Origin of the sequence: Rhodopseudomonas sp. AAP120 (assembly GCF_001295845.1) — a bacterium.
Lineage (GTDB): Bacteria > Pseudomonadota > Alphaproteobacteria > Rhizobiales > Xanthobacteraceae > Rhodopseudomonas.
In genome coordinates this window covers 1-21,575 of sequence record NZ_LJIC01000008.1, presented here as the reverse complement: position 1 = coordinate 21,575, position 21,575 = coordinate 1, and the positions used below count along the sequence as shown (strand labels likewise).

Here is a 21,575-nt window from a genome sequence, read left to right as displayed (position 1 = left end):
TGACGCCATGTCCATGCCAGTCCTGTTCTTCTATCTCTACGCCGGCGCAGCGATCGCGGCCGCCGTCATGGTGGTGTTCGCGCGCAACCCGGTGCACTCGGCGCTGTTCTTGATCCTGGTGTTCGTCAACGCCGCCGGCATGTTCGTGCTGATGGGCGCCGAATTCCTGGCGATGATCCTGATCGTGGTCTATGTCGGCGCCGTCGCGGTGCTGTTCCTGTTCGTGATCATGATGCTCGACGTCGACTTCAGCCGGCTGCGCGAGGGCTTCCTCGAATATCTGCCGTTCGGCCTCCTGATCGGCTTCATCTTCCTCGCCGAACTGCTGCTGCTCGCCGGCGGCTGGGTGATCACGCCGACCGTCACCAAGACGATCACGGCGCCGATCCCGGCGGGCGTCACCAACACCGAGGCGCTCGGCCTGGTGCTGTACACCCGCTACATCCATTACTTCCAGATCTCGGGCATGATCCTGCTGGTGGCGATGGTCGGCGCGATCGTCCTGACGCTGCGCCACAAGAAGTCGGTGAAGCGGCAGAACATCGCCGAGCAGAACGCGCGGTCGAAGGAGACCGCGATGGCGCTGCGCAAGGTCAAGCCGGGGCAGGGACTGTCCGACAGCGACTCCGCGGAGTGGGTGCGATGAACGAGATCGGTCTGGGTCACTTCCTGTCGGTCGCCGCCGTTCTGTTCACGCTCGGCATTCTCGGCATCTTCCTCAACCGCAAGAACGTCATCATCATCCTGATGTCGATCGAGCTGATCCTGCTCGCCGTGAACATCAACCTGGTGGCGTTCTCGATCTTTCTCAACGACATCGTCGGTCAGGTCTTCGCACTCCTGGTGCTGACCGTGGCCGCGGCCGAGGCCGCGATCGGCCTTGCGGTGCTCGTGGTGTTCTTCCGCAACCGCGGCACGATCGCGGTTGAAGATATCAACCTGATGAAGGGCTAGGGCATGATCGTCCATCACCCGTCGCTGACCCGCGACGCGATCCGGCTCAAGGCGAAGGCGCGCGCATGATCCAGGCTATCGTATTCCTGCCGCTGATCGGCGCGCTGATCGCGGCCGTCATCGCCCTCGTCGGCGCGCACGCCCGCAACCCGAGCGGCGACACCGTCGAGCATCATGATGACCACGGCCACGGCCATGGTCACACGGCTCCGGTCGGCGGTGACGCCGCGGTGATCCACGAGACGCATTCCGAGCCGGTCGGCCACGACGCCCACGCGCACGCGGCCCATGGTCATGACGATCACGCTCACGACGACCATGCGCACGGCCCGGTCGAGCCGGCCGCGGTAGGCTCACGCCTCGCCGAGATCGTCACCACCACGCTGCTGCTGATCTCGGCGGCGCTGTCCTGGGTGACGCTGGTCGACGTCGGCTTCATGCACCACGATATCCGCGTGCCGGTGTTGCCCTGGATCAATTCGGGCGACCTGCAGGTCGCCTGGACGCTCCGCGTCGACACGCTGACCGCCGTGATGCTGGTGGTGGTGACGACGGTGTCGTCGCTCGTCCACCTGTATTCGATCGGCTACATGCACGAGGATCCGCATCGTCCGCGGTTCTTCGGCTACCTGTCGCTGTTCACCTTCGCGATGCTGATGCTGGTGACCGCCGACAATCTGCTGCAGCTGTTCTTCGGCTGGGAAGGCGTCGGTCTGGCGAGCTATCTCTTGATCGGCTTCTGGTATCAAAAGCCGTCCGCCAACGCCGCGGCGATCAAGGCCTTCGTGGTCAACCGCGTCGGCGACTTCGGCTTCCTGCTCGGCATCTTCACGATCTTCGTGCTGGTGGCGTCGACCGATTTCGACACCATCTTCGCGGCCGCGCCCGGGCTGACCGGCAAGACCATCAACTTCTTCGGCTGGCACGCCGATGCGCTGACGCTGGCCTGCCTGCTGCTGTTCATGGGCGCGATGGGCAAGTCGGCGCAGTTCCTGCTGCACACCTGGCTGCCGGACGCGATGGAAGGCCCGACCCCGGTGTCGGCGCTGATCCACGCCGCCACCATGGTCACCGCCGGCGTCTTCATGGTCGCCCGGATGTCGCCGCTGTTCGAACTGGCGCCGAACGCCCAGGCCGTGGTGATGTTCTTCGGCGGCACCACCGCGCTGTTCGCGGCGACCATCGGTCTTGTCCAGAACGACATCAAGCGGATCGTGGCGTATTCGACCTGTTCGCAGCTCGGCTATATGTTCGTGGCGCTGGGAGCAGGGGCCTATTCGGTCGGCATGTTCCATCTGTTCACGCACGCCTTCTTCAAGGCGCTGCTGTTCCTGGGCGCCGGCTCGGTGATCCACGCGATGCATCACGAGCAGGACATCCGCCACATGGGCGGCCTCAAGGACCGCATCCCCTTCACCTATGCGGTGATGGTGATCGGCACCCTGGCGCTGACCGGGTTCCCGCTGACCGCCGGCTACTTCTCCAAGGACGCGATCATCGAGTCGGCCTACGTCTCGCACAACCCGATGGCGTTCTACGGCTTCCTGATGACGGTCGTCGCGGCGCTGCTGACCTCGTTCTACTCGTGGCGTCTGATCTTCAAGACGTTCCACGGCGAGCCGGCCGATCGTAAGCACTACGAAGCCGCGCACGAGAGCCCGCTGACCATGACGATCCCGCTGTTCGTGCTCGCCTTCGGCGCGCTGGCGGCCGGCTATCCGTTCAAGGAGCTGTTCGCCGGGCACGGCGTCGAGGAGTTCTTCCGCGAGTCGCTGAAGATGCACCCGCACATCATCGAGGAGATGCATCACATCCCGGCCGGCATCGCCTATCTGCCGACGGTGATGATGGTGGTGGGCTTCCTGGTGTCGTATCTGTTCTACATCCGCCGGCCGTATCTGCCGGTCGAACTCGCGACCCAGCACCCGCTGCTGTACAATTTCCTTCTCAACAAGTGGTACTTCGACGAGCTGTACGACGTCATCTTCGTGCGGCCTGCGAAGTGGATCGGCCGCCAGCTCTGGAAGAAGGGGGACGGCATGCTGATCGACGGCCTCGGTCCGGACGGCATCTCGGCCCGCGTGCTCGACGTCACCCGCGGGGTGGTCAAGCTGCAGACCGGCTATCTCTACCACTACGCATTCGCGATGCTGATCGGCGTGGCCGGTCTGATTACCTGGTTCATGCTCGGCGGGGGAGGCCGGTAATGTCGGCTTCAATCATGACTTGGCCGATCCTGTCGGTCGTCACCTTCCTGCCGCTGGTCGGCGCGCTGCTGGTCTATCTGGCCCGCGGCGACGACGAGGCCGCGCGCCGCAACGCGCGCTGGATCTCGCTGTGGACCACGCTGATCACTTTCGCGGTGTCACTGATCCTGGTGGCGCGGTTCGATGCGTCGAACCCGGGCTTCCAGTTCGTCGAGAAGGCGCCCTGGCTCGGCAACACCATCACCTACCACATGGGCCTCGACGGCATTTCGCTGCCGCTGGTGATCCTGACCACGGCGATCATGCCGTTCTGCATCCTCGCCAGCTGGAAGTCGGTGACGTTCCGGGTGCGCGAATACATGATGGCGTTCCTGATCCTGGAAACGCTGATGATCGGCACCTTCTCGGCGCTCGATCTGGTGCTGTTCTATCTGTTCTTCGAAGGCGGCCTGATCCCGATGTTCCTGATCATCGGCGTCTGGGGCGGCCCGCGCCGGGTGTACGCGTCGTTCAAGTTCTTCCTGTACACGCTGCTCGGCTCGGTGCTGATGCTGCTGGCCATCATGGCGATGTACTGGACCGCGGGCACCACCGACATCCCGACGCTGATGACCACCGCGCTGCCGCGCAACCTGCAGACCTGGGCGTGGCTGGCGTTCTTCGCCTCGTTCGCGGTGAAGATGCCGATGTGGCCGGTACACACCTGGCTCCCCGACGCGCACGTCGAGGCGCCGACCGCCGGCTCCGTGGTGCTGGCCGCGATCATGCTGAAGATGGGCGGCTACGGCTTCCTGCGGTTCTCGCTGCCGATGTTCCCCGACGCCTCGGTGTATTTCGCGCCGCTGGTCTACACGCTCTCCGTGATCGCGATCGTCTACACCTCGCTGGTCGCGCTGATGCAGGAGGACATCAAGAAGCTGATCGCGTACTCCTCGGTCGCGCATATGGGCTTCGTCACCATGGGGATCTTCGCCGGCAACACCCAGGGCGTCGCCGGCAGCGTGTTCCAGATGATCTCGCACGGCATCGTGTCCGGCGCGCTGTTCCTCTGCGTCGGCGTGATCTACGACCGCATGCACACCCGCGAGATCGCCGCCTATGGCGGGCTGGTCAACCGGATGCCGCTGTACGCCTTCGTGTTCCTGGTGTTCACCATGGCCAATGTCGGCCTGCCGGGCACGTCGGGCTTCGTCGGCGAATTCCTCACGCTGATGGGCACCTTCCGGACCAACATCCCGACCGCGACCTTCGCGGCGCTGGGCGTGATCCTGTCGGCGGCCTATGCGCTCTGGCTGTATCGCAAGGTGGTGTTCGGTGCGCTGACCAAGCCGGCGCTCGCCTCGATCAAGGACCTGACCCTGCGTGAGAGCGTCATTCTGGCGCCGTTCGTGGTGCTGACCATCCTGTTCGGCTTCTATCCGAAGCCGGTGCTCGACATGTCGGCCGCCTCGGTCCAGCACCTCGTCAACCAATACGCCGCCGTCGCGACTGCCGTGAAGGCAGCTGCGCTACCTTAACCGGCAAGGACTGCACGCTATGAATATCGATATCGCCGGTTATTCGCTGGTCCCGGTCCTGCCCGAAATCGTGCTGGTGGTCGGCGCGATGCTGCTGTTGATGCTCGGCGCCTATCGCGGGCCGCGCACCACCGGGCTGGTCGCAACGCTCGCGGTCGTTCTGCTGGTCGTGGTCGGGGCGCTGGTCGTGCTGCTGCCGCCCGGCAAGCTGGTCACCTTCGGCGGCAGCTTCATCGTCGACGACTTCGCCCGCTTCCTGAAGGTGCTGGCGCTGATCGGCTCGGCGGTGACGCTGATCCTGTCGGCCGAGAACCTGACCGATCCGTCGAAGCGGATGTTCGAATACGCCATCCTGGTGCTGCTGTCGTCGGCCGGCATGATGCTGCTGATCTCGGCCGGCGACCTGATCATGCTGTATCTCGGCCTCGAGCTGATGAGCCTGGCGCTCTACGTCGTCGCCGCCAGCAACCGCGAGGACGCTAAGTCCAACGAAGCCGGCATGAAGTATTTCATTCTCGGCGCGCTGTCGTCCGGCATGCTGCTCTACGGCGCCTCGCTGATCTATGGCTTCACCGGCACCGTGCAGTTCGCCGGCATCGCCGCGGCGGCCAAGGACGGCAATATCGGCCTGGTGTTCGGCCTTGTCTTCCTGCTCGCCGCGCTCTGCTTCAAGGTCTCGGCCGTGCCGTTCCACATGTGGACGCCGGACGTCTATGAAGGCGCGCCGACCCCGGTCACCGCGTTCTTCGCCTCGGCCCCTAAGGTCGCTGGTCTGGCGATCTTCACCCGTGTGACGCTGACGGCGTTCCCCGGCATCGTGCCGCAGTGGCAGCAGATCGTGGTGTTCGTGGCAATCGCCTCGATGGCGCTCGGCTCGTTCGCGGCGATCGGCCAGAAGAACATCAAACGCCTGATGGCCTATTCGGCGATCGGCCATATCGGCTTCGCGCTGGTCGGCCTGTCGGCCGGCACGGTCGAAGGCGCGCAGGGCGTGATCGTCTACATCTCGATCTATGTGGCGATGACGCTGGGCGCGTTCGCGGTGATCCTGTCGATGCGTCGCAACGGTCTGCACGTCGAGAACATCAGCGACTTCGCCGGCCTGTCGCGCACCAACCCGGCGCTGGCGTTCTTCTTCGCGATGCTGCTGTTCTCGATGGCCGGCATCCCGCCGCTCGCCGGCTTCTTCGCCAAGTTCTACGTGTTCATGGCGGCCATCAAGGCCGGCCTGTTCGCGCTCGCGGTGATCGGCGTCGTCACCAGCGTGGTGGGTGCCTACTACTACCTGCTCATCATCAAGGTGATGTATTTCGACGAGCCGGCCCCGGGTATCGACCGGGTGCGGCTGGAGCTGCGCGGCGTGCTGGCGGTCGCCGGGCTGTTCAACATGCTGTTCTTCATCTATCCAGCGCCGCTGGTGAATGCGGCCACAGCCGCAGCCAAGTCGCTGTTCTAGGATGGCGCTACGCCTCGGGTCGAAAGCGGAAGCGGCGGGCTACCGGCTCGCCGCTTTTGATTCCATCGGATCGACCAACACCGAGGCGCTGGCCCGCGCGCGGGCAGGCGAGGCCGGTCCGATCTGGTTCGTCACCACCGAACAGACTTCGGGCCGCGGCCGCCGTCAGCGGGCCTGGATCGCGCCGCGCGGCAATCTCGCCGCCAGCGTTCTCGAAGTGATGCACGTGCCGCCGAGCGTCGCCGCGACGCTGAGCTTCGCCGCCGGCCTCGCGCTCGAACGCGCGCTGCAGCAAGTCAGTCTGGAGGCCCGCGCACGCGGCGGCGTCGCCGCCGGCTTCGCGCTGAAATGGCCGAACGACGTGCTGGCTGACGGCAAGAAGCTCACCGGGATTCTGCTCGAGGCCGAAAACGTCGGCACCGACCGGCTCGCCGTCGTGGTCGGCATGGGCACCAATGTGGTTGCCGCGCCCGACGACACGCCGTATCCCGCAGCGTCGCTGCACAGCCTCGGCATTCAAGTGAGCGCCGAGGATCTGTTCGCTGCGCTGTCCGATGCCTGGACCGAGATCCGCGGCATCTGGGACGAGGGGCGGGGCTTCGGCGAAATCCGCAAGCAATGGCTCGCCCGCGCCACCCGGATCGGCGAGCCGGTGTCGATCCAGTCCGGATCGGCCACCATCGACGGCATTTTCGAAACCATCGACGACACCGGCTGCCTCATCGTTCGCACCGCCGACGGAAGGAGGGTACCGATCCCCGCCGGGGACGTGTATTTCCGCTCGGCTGCGTCATCAGGAGCCGCGTAATGGCACGACCCGACGAACTCTTTTTCGCACCGCTCGGCGGCGTCGGCGAGATCGGCATGAACCTGTCGATCTACGGCCTCGGCAACCGTGCTCAGCGCAGCTGGCTGGCGGTCGACCTCGGTGTGTCGTTCGGTGACGAGGAGCATCTGCCCGGCATCGATCTGATCATGCCGGACATCCGCTTCCTCGAGAAAGAGAAGAAGAACCTCGTTGGCATCGTGCTGACCCATGCCCACGAGGATCATTTCGGCGCGATCATCGATCTGTGGCCGAAGCTGAAGTGCCCGATCTACGCCACCAAGTTCAGCGCTTCGCTGTTCGCCGCCAAGCTCGCGGCCGAACGCACCACGCTGAAGATTCCGATCACCGAGGTGCCGTCCGGCGGCACGATCGATCTTGGCCCATTCAGCGTCGAGTTCATCCCGGTCGCGCACTCGATCCCGGAAAGCCATGCGCTGGCGATCCGCACTTCCGTCGGCACCGTGCTGCACACCGGCGACTGGAAGATCGACCCGACGCCGGTCGTCGGCCCGCCGACGGATGAAAAGCGGCTGCGCGAGATCGGCGACGAGGGGGTGTTGGCGCTGGTCGGCGACTCGACCAACGCGGTGCGCGACGGCCGTTCGCCGTCGGAATCCGAAGTCGGCGTCTCGCTCACCGGCCTGATCAAATCGGCCAAGGGCCGCGTCGCGGTGACGACCTTCGCGTCGAACGTCGGCCGCATTCGCGCCGTCGCCGATGCCGCGAAGGCGGCTGGCCGCGAGGTCGTGCTGGTCGGCCGAGCGATGGACCGCGTCTCGAACGTCGCCCGCGAATGCGGCTATCTCGACGGCGTGCCGAGCTTCCGCGGACCCGAGTACTACGGCCATTTCCCGCCGGACAAGGTGCTGGCGCTGTGCACCGGCAGCCAGGGCGAGCCGCGCGCCGCACTGGCGCGGATCGCGCGCGACGACCATCCGGAAGTGACGCTGAACAAGGGCGACTGCGTGATCTTCTCGTCGCGCACCATCCCGGGCAACGAGAAGGCGGTGGGCAGCATCATCAACGGCTTGGTCAATCAGGGCATCGATGTGATCACCGATCGCGATCACCTGGTCCACGTCTCCGGCCATCCGCGCCGGGACGAGCTGCGCGAACTGATCTCCTGGGTGCGGCCGCAATTGCTGATCCCGGTGCACGGCGAGGCGCTGCATCTCAACGAGCACGCCAAGCTGGCACGGCAGATGGGCGTGCCGAAGGTGATGACCTGCCGCAACGGCGATCTGATCCGGCTCGGTCCGGGCGATCCCGCGGTCATCGAGCAACTACCCGCCGGTCGTCTCTACAAGGACGGCAGCATCCTCGAAGAGGACAAGTCGCGGGCCGTCGTCGAGCGCCGCAAGATGGCGTTCGCCGGCTGCGCCGTGGTGGCGCTGGCGATGACCGAGGCGGGCGAACTCGTCGACGATCCGGAAGTCGAGCTGATCGGCGTGCCGGAAAACACCAGCGCCGGCGAGCCGTTCGATGACATCGTGTTCGACGCCGTGGTGGCGACGGTCGAGGGCTTGCCGCGGGCCAAGCGACGCGATCCCGACTCGGTCGCGGAGTCCGTCCGGCGTACAGTCCGCTCGGTCATCCAGCAGCATTGGGGCAAGAAGCCACTCTGCGTCGTCCACGTGCTGACGGCGTAGTTATCCGTGATGGCCGGGAACACGGCACAGCCTCATGGTGAGGAGGCGCGCAGCGCCGTCTCGAACCATGGGCCGCATGCACCTCGTGGCCCCATCCTTCGAGACGCCCGGCTTCGCCGGGCGCCCTCAAGATGAGGGCTCAGTGCCGTTTGGAGCGGCCGGATCGTCTAATCCGAGCGTGAACCGGTTTCGTCGAACACATCCGTTTCCCGCACTGCGGCACCGCTCGGTGGCCAATTACGCGACAAAATAAGGGCTGGAGTTTCGGGGCTGTTTCGCTCAGAACCGGAGCCATCGAACGCGACAAAAAACCTCAACGACAAGAAACAACGACGGAGACGGTGTGATGCTCGGGCGGCTCAATCATGTGGCGATTGCGGTGAAGGATGCGGTGTCGGCCGCCAAGATCTACGGCAGCGCCTTCCAGGCGGAGATTTCCGACGCGGTGCCGCTGCCGGAGCACGGCGTCATCACCGTGTTCGTGACGCTGCCGAACACCAAGATAGAATTCATTCAGCCGCTCGGCGAAGCCTCGCCGATCGCCAAGTTCCTCGATCGCAACGCCGACGGCGGCATTCATCACGTCTGCTACGAGGTGCCGGACATCATCGCGGCGCGCGACACGCTGATCAAGGAAGGTGCGCGGGTGCTTGGCGATGGTCAACCGAAGATCGGCGCGCACGGCAAGCCGGTGCTGTTCCTGCACCCGAAGGACTTCTCGGGGGCGCTGGTCGAGATCGAGCAGTCGTAAGCGATGATCAGCCAGATCGGCAGTCTGCTGGCGATCTACTTCGTGCTGTGGTGGGTCGTGCTGTTCATGGCGCTGCCGTTCGGCGTCCGCAATCGCGCGGAGGCCGGGCAGGGCGACGAGATCGACGGCACCGATCCGGGCGCGCCGGTCGCAGCGCTCATGGTTCGCAAGGCGCTGTGGACCACGCTGATCTCGGCGGTGATCTTCGCGGTCGCGCTGTACGCCTATCGGGCCGGTTGGCTCGGGGTCGATCGCCTCGTCAAGCTGATGGGCATTCCGCTATAGGGCGCTTGGTGTCGACGCGCATGATCGCGGCGCCGCGGCAATGCCGGTGGTGGCGTCGCTCACTCGCCGGCGAGTTTGCAATTCTGTTAGGTTCGACTGCGAGAGTGAATCTCGACCAGGGAGCGGATCGATCGGGGCGGCTCGATCTGCGCGATGCGGCAGCGCCAGCCCCCGACCGTTTAGGGCTTCCCAGATGAGCTTCACCGACATCGCCACCAGGGTCCACAACCACAACTACCGGATGGACCCGGTGGTCCGCACGCTGCTCGATACCGATTTCTACAAGCTGCTGATGCTGCAGCTGATCTGGATGAAGCACCGCGACACGCCGGTCACTTTCGGGGTGATCAACCGCACCAAGACGGTGCGGATCGCCGACGAGATCGATATCGGCGAATTGCGGGCGCAACTCGACCATGCGCGGACGCTTCGCCTGTCCAAGCGGGAAATGATCTGGCTCGCCGGCAATACGTTCTACGGCAAGAAGCAGATCTTTCGTCCCGAATTCCTGTCGTGGCTCGAGACCTTCGCGCTGCCGGACTACGAGGTGGAGGTTCGCGACGGCCAGTACGAGCTTCGTTTTGCCGGGCCGTGGCCGCTCACCACGATGTGGGAAATCCCGGCGCTGTCGATCATCAACGAACTGCGCGCCCGCAAGGCGATGCGCAACATGGGGCGGTTCGAACTCGACGTGCTGTATGCGCGCGCCAAGGCGAAGCTGTGGGACAAAGTCGAGCGCCTGCAGGGGCTGAGAGCGACCGGCCGGCTGAAGGTCGGTGATTTCGGCACCCGTCGCCGGCACGGATATCTGTGGCAGAGGTGGTGCTGCGAAGCCTTGCAGGAAGGCATCGGCGACGCCTTCGTCGGCACCAGCAACGTTCACGTCGCCATGGAGATCGGTTCGGAAGCAATCGGCACCAATGCGCACGAACTGTCGATGGTCTATGCGGCGCTGGCCGGCGACGACGATGATCAGGTCGCGGCCTCGCGCTATACGGTGCTCGACGACTGGCAGCACCTCTATGACGGCAACCTGTTGGTCATTCTGCCGGACACCTACGGGACGACGTCGTTCCTGCGCAGCGCTCCCGACTGGGTCGCGGATTGGACGGGCGCGCGTCCGGACAGCAAGCCGCCGATCGAAGGCGGTGACGAACTGATCGAATGGTGGCGAGCCAAGGGACGGGACCCCAGGGAGAAGCTGCTGATCTTGTCCGACGGCATGGACATCGATTCGATCGAACGATCGTTCTGGCACTTCAAGGGCCGCGTCCGGGTCAGCTACGGCTGGGGCACCAATCTCACCAACGATTTCCGCGGCTGCGCGCCGAACGGCGGCAACGCGCTCGATCCGATCTCGCTGGTGTGCAAGGTCGTCGAAGCCGCCGGCCGGCCTGCGGTGAAGCTGTCCGACAATCCCACCAAAGCCACCGGTCCCGACGCCGACCTCCAGCGCTATCTCCGAATCTTCGGCACCGAGGGGATGATGGAGCACGCCGTCACGGTGTGAATTGTCAGCCGAATCGCTGCCTCGGTGCGATGGCGCCATGGCGCGTGTGTTCGCGTGAACGCGGACCAGCATCGAAACGCGGTGCGAAAACAACTGCGCCGAACGTGAACGGAAAAGAAAAAGCAGGGCGGGTGCCCTGCTGAAAACCTTGTCGACCCTAATATTTTCCCGAACGTTTTGGATTTATTGTTTTGATTGACGGGCGACGCTGCATTATTGCGCGTCAGGGTTCCTCCCGAGACTTGGACCACCAGACTTTCGCCTTACAGCTAAGCCTGTTGTCATATTGGTAGCCGAAGTTTTTTGACTTGTCACCATTTACGGCAACGAATGTTCAAATTTAAGGCGGCGGGCGAAATGAACGGCAACTCGCAACTTGAGTGTAAGTGGCGCTAGCATCTGATACGGCGGGGTTGGGGCAGGGTGGCGCCAGTGACAATCGACAGCGGTAAATCTGCATGTTATTGCGCCACAATGGAGGACAGGCCGCGATGCGCCGATGTCTGAAACTCACGATTCCGATCTTCGCGCTCACGCTGCTGGTGCAGCTGCTGTCGCCGATCGGAGCCGTCCGTTTCGTCGCCTCCGCGTCCGCCGATCCGCTCGCTGCCGTCCATCTGTGCTCCGCGATGGCGTCCGACCAGGACGGCGCGCCTGCCACAGGTTTGCCGCATGATAGCGGCTGCTGCGCGATCTGTGCGGTCGGCCTCGGCGGCGCCCCGACTCCGGCCGCCGCGCCGCTGACTTTTGTCACGCTCGAACGCAGCTATCATCGGCTGACGTGGCTGCATCGCGAAGCTGCTCCGCCGGTTCAGCGCCTCAGCGCCAGCGCCCAGGCCCGGGCGCCTCCGGCGGCCTGACGTCACGCGCCTGCAGCCTGCGCGCCATCCTTTCATTCCCTTCCATCGGACCGAGCCGAGAACGAACGCAGCATGCGGTTTCGTTCGCGGCCCGGCCGACCCTTTCAACAACCTCATCGAGGACTCCCATGACCAAACTCATCCGCGCCTTCGCGTCCGCCGCCGTCATCAGCCTGCTCTCCACCGCTGCCGTGCAGGCGGCCGAGGTCAAGGCCGGCGATCTGGTGATTGACCAGGCCTGGAGCCGCGCCACGCCGGGCGGCGCCAAGGTCGCCGGCGGCTATCTGACGATCGAGAACAAGGGCAGCGCCGCCGACCGGCTGGTGTCCGCCACCGCCGATATCTCCGGCAAGGTCGAGATTCACGAGATGTCGATGGACGGCGGCGTGATGAAGATGCGGATGCTCGAGAAGGGCCTGCCGATCGAGCCCGGCAAGACCGTCAAGCTCGCGCCGGGCGGCTACCACATCATGTTCCAGGAGCTGAAGTCACCGCTGAAGGAAGGCGACAAGCTGCCGGTGACCTTGCAGTTCGAGAAGGCCGGCAAGGTCCAGGTGACGTTCGATGTCGAAGGCGTCGGCGCCAAGGCGCCGGGCGACGCCGGCGGCAGCATGATGAAGATGGACCACGGTACGATGGATCACTCCGGCCACGGGATGAAGAAGTAATGCGCGCGCCATTCGTATGGGGCGCAGCGGCTTTAGCGGCCGCTGCGCTTGGCGCGGCCCCGGCGCTCGCGCATGTCACGCTGCAGCCGAACGAGGCTGTGGCGGGCAATTACTTCCAGACCGCGCTCAGTGTGCCGCATGGCTGTGACGGCACCGCCACCGTCGCGGTCCGGGTCAAGATTCCGGACGGTGTGCTGTCGGTGAAGCCGCAGATGAAGCCGGGCTGGACCGTCGACATCAAGACCCGCAAGATCGAGGGCGACCAGCCGAAGCTGCACGGCAAGACCATCACCGAGACCGTCGACGAAGTGTCGTGGCGCGGCGGGCCGTTGCCCGACAATCTCTACGACACCTTCGGCCTGGTGATGAAGCTGCCCGACGCCGCCGGCAAGACATTGTACTTCCCGGTCGTGCAAGAGTGCGAAAAGAGCTTGCATCGCTGGATCGAACTGCCGGCGGCGGGGCAGGCGGGCGATGCGCTGAAGGAGCCGGCGCCGGGGCTCCGGCTCAAGCCCAAAGCGCCGTGACCGTCGGCACTGCGGACGACGCAAATGTGATCGGGCGCGCTGCCCGATCACTTCACGACGTGTGCCGGCGAAGCTGGCTGATTGCAGTTGCCGTCGTGTTGCTATTGCCGGCGCTGGCGCATGCCCATGCCAGTCTGGTCGCCAGCGAGCCCGCTGCCGAAGCGGTGCTGGCGACGGCACCGGCGACGTTGTCGCTGACCTTCAACGAAGCGGTCGAGCCGCTGGCGATCAGCTTGATCGACGCTCAGGGCGGCTCGCATCCGATCACTGACATCGCGCGCGAGGGCGACAGCCTTCGCTTTGCACCGCCGGCCACGCTGAGCGCCGGCGGTCACGTGCTGAGCTGGCGGGTGATCTCGGCCGATGGTCATCCGATCGGCGGCTCGCTGACGTTCTGGATCGGCGCGCCCGGATCGGCACTGCCGGCGATCATCGTGCCTGACGATCCGCTGCGCCGTGCCGCGATTTGGGGAACGCGGATTGTCGTCGAACTCGCGCTGTTCACCGCCGTCGGCGGCGCCGTATTTCTTGCCTGGATCGCCGCGGCGCCGCTCACCGGCGCGGGCAGGGTGAGTGCGAGCCTTTCGCTGCTCGGCCTCGCTGCGCTGATCGGCTCGGTTGGACTGCAGGGGCTGGACGCGCTCGACCTGCCGCTTCGCCGGATCGGCGATGTCGCCGTGTGGCGCGCCGGCGGCGCGGGATCGTTCGGCGATGCCGCGACCCTGACAGGGCTGGCTTTCGTGGTGGCGCTGGCGTCGCTGCGCTGGCGCGGCTGGAACGCGCGGCTGCTGTCGCTCGGCGCGGTGGTGAGTTTGGGGACGGCGTTCGCCGTCAGCGGCCATGCGGCGACGGCCGAACCTCGGCTAGTCGCGAGTGCCGCCGTGTGGGTGCACGGCGTCAGTCTGGCGCTGTGGATCGGCGCGCTGCTGCCGCTGGCGATTGCGGTCGGTTGGCGCGATGCGGCACCGGCTGTTTTGCGGCGGTTCTCGCGGGCCATTCCTGCGGCGGTCGCGACGCTGCTGATCAGCGGCATTGCACTGGCGGCGATCGAGCTCGGCCGGCTCGGCGCGTTGTGGCAGAGCGACTATGGCCGGGTTCTGATCGCCAAGCTGACGCTGGTCATGGTGCTGCTCGGTCTGGCGCTGTGGAACCGGATCAGAGTGACGCCGCTGCTGCTCGCCGGCGAGCCGGGGGCGGTGCGGACGATACGCATGAGCATCGCGGCGGAGCTGGTGCTGGTTGTGGCAATCCTGGGGCTGGTCGGCGTGTGGCGCTTCACGCCACCGCCTCGCAACACGGCGCCCAGCGCCATCGCGACCGGCAGTGCCTTTGTGCACATTCACGGCGATCGGGCGATGGCCGGGGTGACGCTGGCGCCGGACCGTGCCGGTCCGGTCGAGTTCAGCATCGTACTGCAGACGCCCGACGAGGCGCCGCTGGCCGCGCAGGGGGTGACGGTGACGCTGGCCAACCCGGCTGCCGGGATCGAGCCGGCCAGCGCGGAGGCGCAGCGTCAGCCGGACGGGGCTTGGCGGGTGCGGATGTCGGCGCCGCTACCGGGAGCCTGGACGCTGACGCTCGGCATCCTGATTTCGGATTTCGAGAAAGTCAGCATCGAGGCCCCGGTCGTGATCCGATAGGTGGGTGCCTGCGGCGCATCGGCCGTGCTATGAGCGGCGAAGCCGTGGTGAGTCCTGCGGTTTCATAAAGTTGCGTGCGGCCGCCCTTGTGTTTTGCGGTCCGATCCGGTTTCACTGGCGCCCACATCCCGAATTCCCTGATTCTCGAGCAAATCCCATGCGTTTGTCGCGTTACTTCCTGCCGATCCTGAAGGAAAACCCGAAGGAGGCCGAGATCGTCTCGCACCGGCTGATGCTGCGCGCCGGCATGCTGCGGCAGGAGGCCGCCGGCATCTACGCCTGGCTGCCGCTCGGCCATCGGGTGCTGAAGAAGATCGAGCAGATCGTCCGCGAAGAGCAGAACCGCGCCGGCGCGATCGAATTGCTGATGCCGACGCTGCAGCTCGCCGATCTGTGGCGCGAGAGCGGCCGCTACGACGCCTATGGTCCCGAGATGTTGCGCATCGCCGACCGGCACAAGCGCGAGCTGCTGTACGGGCCGACCAACGAGGAAATGATCACCGAGATCTTCCGGGCCTATGTGAAGTCCTACAAGAGCCTGCCGCTGAATCTCTATCATATTCAATGGAAATTCCGCGACGAGCAGCGCCCGCGCTTCGGCGTCATGCGTGGTCGCGAATTCCTGATGAAGGACGCGTATTCGTTCGACGTCGACGAGGCGGCGGCGCGCAAGTCCTACAACAAGATGTTCGTCGCTTACTTGCGGACCTTCGCCCGGATGGGCCTGAAGGCGATCCCGATGCGCGCCGAAACCGGCCCGATCGGCGGCGACCTCAGCCACGAATTCATCGTTCTGGCCGAGACCGGCGAGTCCGGCGTGTATTGCGACAAGGACGTCCTCAACCTGCCGGTGCCGGACGAAAACGTCGACTACGACGGCGACCTGACCCCGATCATCAAGCAGTGGACCTCGGTCTACGCGGCGACCGAGGACGTCCACGAGGCGGCGCGCTACGAGAGCGAAGTGCCGGAGGCCAACCGGCTGCAGACCCGCGGCATCGAGGTCGGCCAGATCTTCTACTTCGGCACCAAATATTCCGACTCGATGAAGGCCAATGTGGCGGGCCCGGACGGCACCGATACGCCGATCCACGGCGGCTCCTACGGGGTCGGCGTGTCGCGCCTGGTCGGCGCGATCATCGAGGCCTGCCATGACGACAACGGCATCATCTGGCCGGAGGAGGTGGCGCCGTTCCGCGTCACCATCCTGAACCTGAAGCAGGGCGATGCGGCGACCGACGCGGCCTGCGAGCAGCTCTACAAGGAGCTGACCGCCAAGGGTGTCGACGTGCTCTACGACGACACCGACCAGCGCGCCGGCGCCAAGTTCGCGACCGCGGACCTGATCGGCATTCCGTGGCAGGTGCATGTCGGCCCGCGCGGGCTCGCCGAAGGCAAGATCGAACTCAAGCGACGCAGCGACGGGTCGAAAGAGTCGGTCGCGCTTGCGGAGGCGGCGGCGCGGCTGGCGCCGTAAGATATCCACTGGCGGCTCGGCTGAAATTAGCCCGAATCGTGTGAAATTCGGAGCATGGATCACAGCATGACTGAGCCAGTTCGAACTCCTCCCTTCGCGCCATTCGAGTGGCTCCTCTCCGGGCGTTACCTCCGTGCGCGCCGCCGCGAGGGATTCATCTCGGTGATCGCCGGCTTCTCGTTCCTCGGCATCATGCTGGGCGTCGCGACGCTGATCATCGTGATGGCGGTGATGAACGGCTTCCGCAAGGAACTGCTCGACAAGATCCTCGGCCTCAACGGCCATCTGCTTGTGCAGCCGCTGGAAAGCCCGCTGACCGACTGGAAGGAAGTCGCCGACCGCATCAGCGGCGTGTCGGGCATCAAGCTCGCGGCGCCAGTGGTCGATGGCCAGGCGCTGGCGTCGTCGCCGTTCAACGCGTCGGGCGTGTTCGTGCGCGGCATCCGCGCCGACGACCTCAACAATTTGTCGTCGATCGCCAATCACATCAAGCAGGGCTCGCTCGAAGGCTTCGACGAGGGCCAGGGCGTCGCGATCGGACGCCGGCTCGCCGATCAGCTGTCCCTGCACGCCGGCGACAGCGTCACCCTGGTGGCGCCGCGCGGCGCCGTGACGCCGATGGGCACCACGCCGCGGATCAAGCCCTACAAGGTCGCGGCGGTGTTCGAGATCGGCATGTCCGAATACGACTCGACCTTCGTGTTCATGCCGCTGAAGGAGGCCCAGGCCTACTTCAACCGCAACAACGACGTCACGGCGATCGAGGTCTACACCACCAATCCGGACCGCATCGACGTCTTCCGCAAGGCGGTGACCGAAGCGGCGGGGCGGCCGGTGTTTTTGGTCGACTGGCGGCAACGCAATTCGACCTTCTTCAACGCGCTGCAGGTCGAGCGCAACGTGATGTTCCTGATCCTGACGCTGATCGTGCTGGTGGCGGCGCTCAACATCGTCTCCGGCCTGATCATGCTGGTGAAAGACAAGGGCAGCGACATCGCCATCCTGCGCACCATGGGGGCGACGCAGGGCTCGATCATGCGGATCTTCCTGATCACCGGCGCGGCGATCGGCGTGGTCGGCACGCTGACCGGCTTCGCGGTCGGTCTGCTGATCTGCATGAACATCGAGTCGATCCGGCAATTCCTGTCCTGGGTCACCAACACCGAGCTGTTCTCGCCGGAATTGTACTTCCTGTCCAAGCTGCCGGCCGAGGTCGACTTTGCCGAGACCAGCGCGGTGGTGATCATGGCGCTGACGCTGTCGTTCCTGGCGACGCTGTATCCGTCGTGGCGGGCGGCGCGGCTCGATCCCGTCGATGCGCTCCGCTATGAGTGAGACGGGCGACATGGAGCAGGGCGACGACATCCCGGTCGTGTATCTGCACGACATCAAGCGGCAATACGCCCAGGGCGAAGCGCAGCTGACGATCCTCAACGGCGCCAAGCTGGCGCTGTGGGCCGGGCAGTCGGTGGCGCTGGTCGCGCCGTCGGGGTCCGGCAAATCGACGCTGCTGCACATCGCCGGGCTGCTCGAGCATCCCGACGAGGGCGAAGTCTATGTCGGCGGCACCGCGACCTCGGCGCTGTCCGACGCCGAGCGCACTCAGATCCGCCGCACCGACATCGGCTTCGTCTACCAGTCGCACCGGCTGCTGCCGGAATTCACCGCGCTGGAAAATGTGATGATGCCGCAGATGATCCGCGGCCTGAAGCGCAGCGAGACCATCAGCCGCTCCAAGGAAATCCTGGCCTATCTCGGCCTCGGCGACCGCATCACCCATCGTCCCGCCGAACTCTCGGGCGGCGAGCAGCAGCGGGTCGCCATCGCCCGCGCGGTGGCCAACGCGCCGCGGGTGCTGTTCGCCGACGAGCCGACCGGCAACCTCGACCCGCACACCGCCGACCACGTCTTCCAGGCGCTGATGCAGCTCGTGCGCGCCACCCAGGTGTCGATGCTGATCGCCACCCACAACATGGACCTCGCCGGCCGCATGGACCGCCGCGTGTCGATCGAAGACGGCGTGGTGGTGGAGCTGGAATAGGCGGCCGCATCCGCCCGCATTCTCGGATATCGCTCCCCACACGCACAACCTCATGCTGAGGAGGCGCGCAGCGCCGTCTCGAAGCATGCGCCGCGGGTCCGACGTGGCCCCATCCTTCGAGACGCCCGGCTTGGCCGGGCTCCTCAGGATGAGGATTCAGTGCCAGTGGATAGGGTTTGTTACTTCCATCAATCGGTAAAGCGCCTCAGTCCCGCTGCGACCGCCGCGGCTTCTTGCGGGGCTCCGGGGCCTTGTACCACGGGTTGTCCATGCAATCGGCGGCGCGGCCGGAGGCCGACATCCGGCATTGCTGCATAGTGTCGTAGCTGCACTCGTCGTACCAGTCGTGATAGTTCAGATAGACCCGCAGGCAGACCGGATAGTCCCGGGCCTGGGCGGCCGAGGACAGGCCGATCCCGGCGAGCATCGTCAGCAGGAACAGGCTGCGCATGTTCGATCCTTTCTCGATGAGGTGGCGACAAGGGCGGCGTCGGCCTGCTTCGATCACTTTTAGAACGCCAAGCCTTATATCACGGCAACTCAAAGCGTCTCGTGACGACGGCCCGATCGAAACGGTTCTCTGTTTTGCCAATGACATTCGAAAATCCATTTCATTGACCTCGATCAAACCTGTCCGCATCATTCGCTGCATCAGCCGACCTTGTCGACGCTGCAAAACTGCAGCAAGGGCGGCCCTGATCTGATCACCAACACCGGGCGGACCGATCCCGGCTGCGCGGGGTTGCGCGGCCGAACGATCTCGGCTGCCCGCAGCGACGGCACCGTGATGGACGCCGCAATCGGACCGCTCGATCGTGCGCGTTTGCTCGTGGCCGAGTTTGCGGCGCGGGCCGCGCAACACGATCGCGACGCCAGCTTCCCGTTCGAGAATTTCGACCGGCTGTCCGAGGCCGGGCTGCTTGCGCTGCCGGTAGCGCGCGGCTTCGGCGGGCAGGGGGCCGGCGCGCTGGAACTGGTGCGGGTGCTCGGGCTGATCGCGCAGGGCGACGCCGCCACCGCGCTGGTGCTGTCGATGCACTACATCCAGCACTATCTGCTGCAGCGCGACGACCGCTTCCCGTTGCATCTGACGCGGCGGCTGTCGACCGAGTCGGTGCGCGGCGTGGCGCTGATCAACGCGCTGCGGGTCGAGCCGGAACTCGGCTCGCCCGCGCGCGGCGGACTGCCGGCGACGACGGCGTCGCGGCAAGGCGACCACTGGCTGATATCAGGACGGAAGATCTATTCCACCGGCGCGCCGATCCTGAAGTACTATCTGGTCTGGGCCAAGACCGACGAGCCGGAGCCGCGCGTCGGCTCGTTCCTGGTGCCGGCGGGATTGCCGGGCACCACGATCGTCGAGACCTGGGATCATCTCGGCCAGCGCGCCAGCGGCAGCCACGACGTCGTGTTCGACCAGGTCCGGGTGCCGCTCGATCATGCGATCGACGTGCGCCTACCGGCCGAGTGGCAGACGCCGAACGCGGTCCAAAACGCGATCCACAGCCTGTTCATCGCCGCGATCTATGACGGCGTCGCGCGCGCCGCGCGAAACTGGCTGGTCGATTTTCTGCAGCAGCGCAAACCGGCCAATCTCGGCGCCGCGCTGGCGACACTGCCGCGCGCCCAGGAGGCGCTCGGCGACATCGAGGTCCGGCTCGCCGTCAATACGCGGCTGATCGAAACCGCGGCGGCCGAGCAGGATCTCGGCGGCGTCGCGGTCTCCGACGCACACGCCGTCAAGCTGACGGTGACGACCAACGCCATCGAGGCGGTGCAGACCGCGCTGTCGCTGTCGAGCAATCACGGCCTGTCGCGCCGCAATCCGCTCGAGCGGTACTATCGCGACGTGTTGTGCGGCCGCGTCCACACCCCGCAGGACGATTCCATCAAGCTCGCCGCCGGCCGCGCCGCGCTCGGCATCTGACATCATCGCAAGGAGACAGCATGGCTCTCGAATTCATCGGTTACGTCGGCAACAACAATTCGTCGGAAACCATTCTGCGCTCCGGGCCGGTGCTCGACATCGATCATGTCGAGACCGTCGCCAAGGCGCACGAGAACGCCGGCTTCGACCGGGCGCTGCTGGCGTTTCATTCCGATCTTCCCGATCCGCTGCAGGTCGGCCAGCATATCGCCAGCGTCACCCAGCGGCTCAACGTATTCATCGCACAGCGTCCCGGCTTCACCGCGCCGACCGTGTTCGCGCGGCAATTCGCGACGCTCGATCATCTGACCAAAGGCCGCATCTCACTGAACGTGATCACCGGCGGCGATCACGCCGAGCTCGTCCACGACGGCAACACCGTGCCCGACAAGGACGAGCGCTATGCACGGACCAGTGAGTTCCTCGACATCGTGCGGGCGGAGTGGAGCAGCGACACGCCGTTCGACTATGACGGCAAGTACTATCAGGTGAAAGGCGGCTTCTCGCAGATCAAGCCGCTGCGGCCCGAGGGCATTCCGGTGTTCGTCGCCGGGGCGTCGGACGCGGCAATCGAGGTTGCCGGCCGGCACGCCGACATCTTCGCGCTGTGGGGCGAGACCTATGAGGAGGTGCGGTCGATCATCGCGCGGGTGCGCGCCGCTGCCGCCAAGAACAACCGTCCGTCGCCGCGCTTCAGCCTGTCGTTCCGGCCGATCCTGGCCGAGACCGAAGAACTCGCCTGGGCCAAGGCCGACGCGATTTTGGCGCGGGCGCAGGCGGTGCAGGAGCTCAGCGGCTTCAAACGCGGCCCGGGACAGCCGGCCAACGAAGGCTCGCGCCGTCTGCTGGCGCTCGCCGCGCAGGGCGAGCGGCTCGACAAGCGGCTGTGGACCGGGCTCGCCAAGCTCACCGGCGCGCGCGGCAACTCGACCTCGCTGGTCGGCACGCCGCAGCAGGTGGCGGAGTCGCTGCTCGATTACTACGCGCTCGGCGTCGACATCTTCCTGATCCGCGGCTTCGATCCGCTGGTCGACGCCATCGAATACGGCCGCGAACTGATCCCGTTGACCCGCGAACTCGTCGCCCGCCGCGAAGCGGTGGCGGCATGATCCGGGTCGTCGTTGCGGCCGCGCTGCTGATCGGCGCGGCTGGTAGTGCGGCGACGCAGACCGTGCTGCGCGTCGGCGATCAGAAGGGCAACTCGCAGGCGGTGATGGAAGCCGCCGGTGTGCTCAAGGACGTTCCCTACAAGATCGAGTGGCGGGAGTTTCCCGCCG

Annotated in this window: 20 protein-coding genes and 1 pseudogene; 20 read left to right on the top strand and 1 reads right to left on the bottom strand. The window is 65.7% G+C overall.

The features are described 5' to 3' along the window. The first annotated feature begins 7 nt into the window (after positions 1–7). The 17 genes from IP86_RS00715 to IP86_RS00635 all read left to right on the top strand — a co-directional run bounded on the left by IP86_RS00715 (position 8) and on the right by IP86_RS00635 (position 18,371). Positions 8–646, top strand: coding sequence for an NADH-quinone oxidoreductase subunit J (locus IP86_RS00715; protein ID WP_054160653.1), 639 nt, complete (start codon positions 8–10; stop codon positions 644–646). Continuing rightward, positions 643–954 carry an NADH-quinone oxidoreductase subunit NuoK gene (gene nuoK, locus IP86_RS00710; RefSeq protein ID WP_054160652.1) on the top strand — a complete coding sequence of 104 codons (312 nt, stop codon included), beginning with the start codon at positions 643–645 and terminating at the stop codon, positions 952–954. The genes IP86_RS00715 and nuoK overlap by 4 nt, the downstream gene beginning before the upstream one ends. Before the next feature lie 65 nt (positions 955–1,019). Further along, the gene (gene nuoL / locus IP86_RS00705) at positions 1,020–3,161 is read left to right on the top strand and encodes an NADH-quinone oxidoreductase subunit L (protein ID WP_054160651.1); all 2,142 of its coding nucleotides are present in this window, start codon (positions 1,020–1,022) and stop codon (positions 3,159–3,161) included. Next, positions 3,161–4,678, top strand: coding sequence for an NADH-quinone oxidoreductase subunit M (locus IP86_RS00700; protein ID WP_054160650.1), 1,518 nt, complete (start codon positions 3,161–3,163; stop codon positions 4,676–4,678). The genes nuoL and IP86_RS00700 overlap by 1 nt, the downstream gene beginning before the upstream one ends. Positions 4,679–4,697: 19 nt before the next feature. Beyond that, the gene (nuoN, locus tag IP86_RS00695; protein WP_054160649.1) at positions 4,698–6,134 is read left to right on the top strand and encodes an NADH-quinone oxidoreductase subunit NuoN; all 1,437 of its coding nucleotides are present in this window, start codon (positions 4,698–4,700) and stop codon (positions 6,132–6,134) included. Position 6,135: 1 nt separating this feature from the next. Further along, on the top strand, positions 6,136–6,942 hold the full coding sequence (locus IP86_RS00690; RefSeq protein WP_054160648.1) for a biotin--[acetyl-CoA-carboxylase] ligase: 807 nt from the start codon (positions 6,136–6,138) through the stop codon (positions 6,940–6,942). Then, entirely contained in the window at positions 6,942–8,612 is a 1,671-nt protein-coding gene (locus tag IP86_RS00685; protein WP_054160647.1) for a ribonuclease J, read from the top strand. The genes IP86_RS00690 and IP86_RS00685 overlap by 1 nt, the downstream gene beginning before the upstream one ends. 346 nt (positions 8,613–8,958) lie before the next feature. Further along, positions 8,959–9,363, top strand: coding sequence for a methylmalonyl-CoA epimerase (gene mce / locus IP86_RS00680; protein WP_054160646.1), 405 nt, complete (start codon positions 8,959–8,961; stop codon positions 9,361–9,363). 3 nt (positions 9,364–9,366) lie between these two features. Further along, the gene (locus IP86_RS00675; protein ID WP_054160645.1) at positions 9,367–9,648 is read left to right on the top strand and encodes a DUF1467 family protein; all 282 of its coding nucleotides are present in this window, start codon (positions 9,367–9,369) and stop codon (positions 9,646–9,648) included. Positions 9,649–9,841: 193 nt separating this feature from the next. Further along, positions 9,842–11,158 carry a nicotinate phosphoribosyltransferase gene (locus IP86_RS00670; RefSeq protein ID WP_054160644.1) on the top strand — a complete coding sequence of 439 codons (1,317 nt, stop codon included), beginning with the start codon at positions 9,842–9,844 and terminating at the stop codon, positions 11,156–11,158. A 491-nt stretch (positions 11,159–11,649) separates the two neighbouring features. Next, a complete protein-coding gene (locus IP86_RS00665; protein WP_245290491.1) occupies positions 11,650–12,018 on the top strand; it encodes a DUF2946 family protein in 369 nt (122 codons plus the stop codon). Between the two features lie 128 nt (positions 12,019–12,146). After that, positions 12,147–12,686: a copper chaperone PCu(A)C gene (locus IP86_RS00660; protein WP_054160642.1), complete on the top strand. Its 540-nt coding sequence runs from the start codon at positions 12,147–12,149 to the stop codon at positions 12,684–12,686. After that, a complete protein-coding gene (locus IP86_RS00655) occupies positions 12,686–13,213 on the top strand; it encodes a YcnI family protein (protein WP_054160641.1) in 528 nt (175 codons plus the stop codon). The genes IP86_RS00660 and IP86_RS00655 overlap by 1 nt, the downstream gene beginning before the upstream one ends. Before the next feature lie 95 nt (positions 13,214–13,308). After that, positions 13,309–14,853: a copper resistance CopC/CopD family protein gene (locus IP86_RS00650; protein ID WP_245290490.1), complete on the top strand. Its 1,545-nt coding sequence runs from the start codon at positions 13,309–13,311 to the stop codon at positions 14,851–14,853. A gap of 157 nt (positions 14,854–15,010) precedes the next feature. After that, entirely contained in the window at positions 15,011–16,330 is a 1,320-nt protein-coding gene (gene proS / locus IP86_RS00645) for a proline--tRNA ligase (protein ID WP_054160639.1), read from the top strand. A 54-nt stretch (positions 16,331–16,384) separates the two neighbouring features. Then, positions 16,385–17,665 carry a lipoprotein-releasing ABC transporter permease subunit gene (locus IP86_RS00640; protein ID WP_054160638.1) on the top strand — a complete coding sequence of 427 codons (1,281 nt, stop codon included), beginning with the start codon at positions 16,385–16,387 and terminating at the stop codon, positions 17,663–17,665. 10 nt (positions 17,666–17,675) lie between these two features. After that, complete coding sequence (locus IP86_RS00635; protein ID WP_054160637.1) at positions 17,676–18,371, top strand: ABC transporter ATP-binding protein; 696 nt, start codon at positions 17,676–17,678, stop codon at positions 18,369–18,371. Positions 18,372–18,576: 205 nt separating this feature from the next. Here the strand turns inward: IP86_RS00635 and IP86_RS00630 are convergent, their stop codons facing one another. Further along, a complete protein-coding gene (locus IP86_RS00630; RefSeq protein ID WP_054160636.1) occupies positions 18,577–18,822 on the bottom strand; it encodes a DUF3551 domain-containing protein in 246 nt (81 codons plus the stop codon). Positions 18,823–19,158: 336 nt separating this feature from the next. On the opposite strand from IP86_RS00630, the gene IP86_RS00625 reads away from it, so the two are divergent. From IP86_RS00625 to IP86_RS29285, 3 genes and pseudogenes are all read left to right on the top strand, one after another. Next, positions 19,159–20,298 carry an acyl-CoA dehydrogenase family protein gene (locus IP86_RS00625; RefSeq protein ID WP_054160667.1) on the top strand — a complete coding sequence of 380 codons (1,140 nt, stop codon included), beginning with the start codon at positions 19,159–19,161 and terminating at the stop codon, positions 20,296–20,298. A gap of 20 nt (positions 20,299–20,318) precedes the next feature. Next, complete coding sequence (locus IP86_RS00620) at positions 20,319–21,407, top strand: LLM class flavin-dependent oxidoreductase (protein ID WP_054160635.1); 1,089 nt, start codon at positions 20,319–20,321, stop codon at positions 21,405–21,407. Then, positions 21,404–21,575: pseudogene (locus IP86_RS29285) on the top strand (ABC transporter substrate-binding protein); the annotation flags it as partial. The gene IP86_RS00620 and the pseudogene IP86_RS29285, both read left to right, overlap by 4 nt.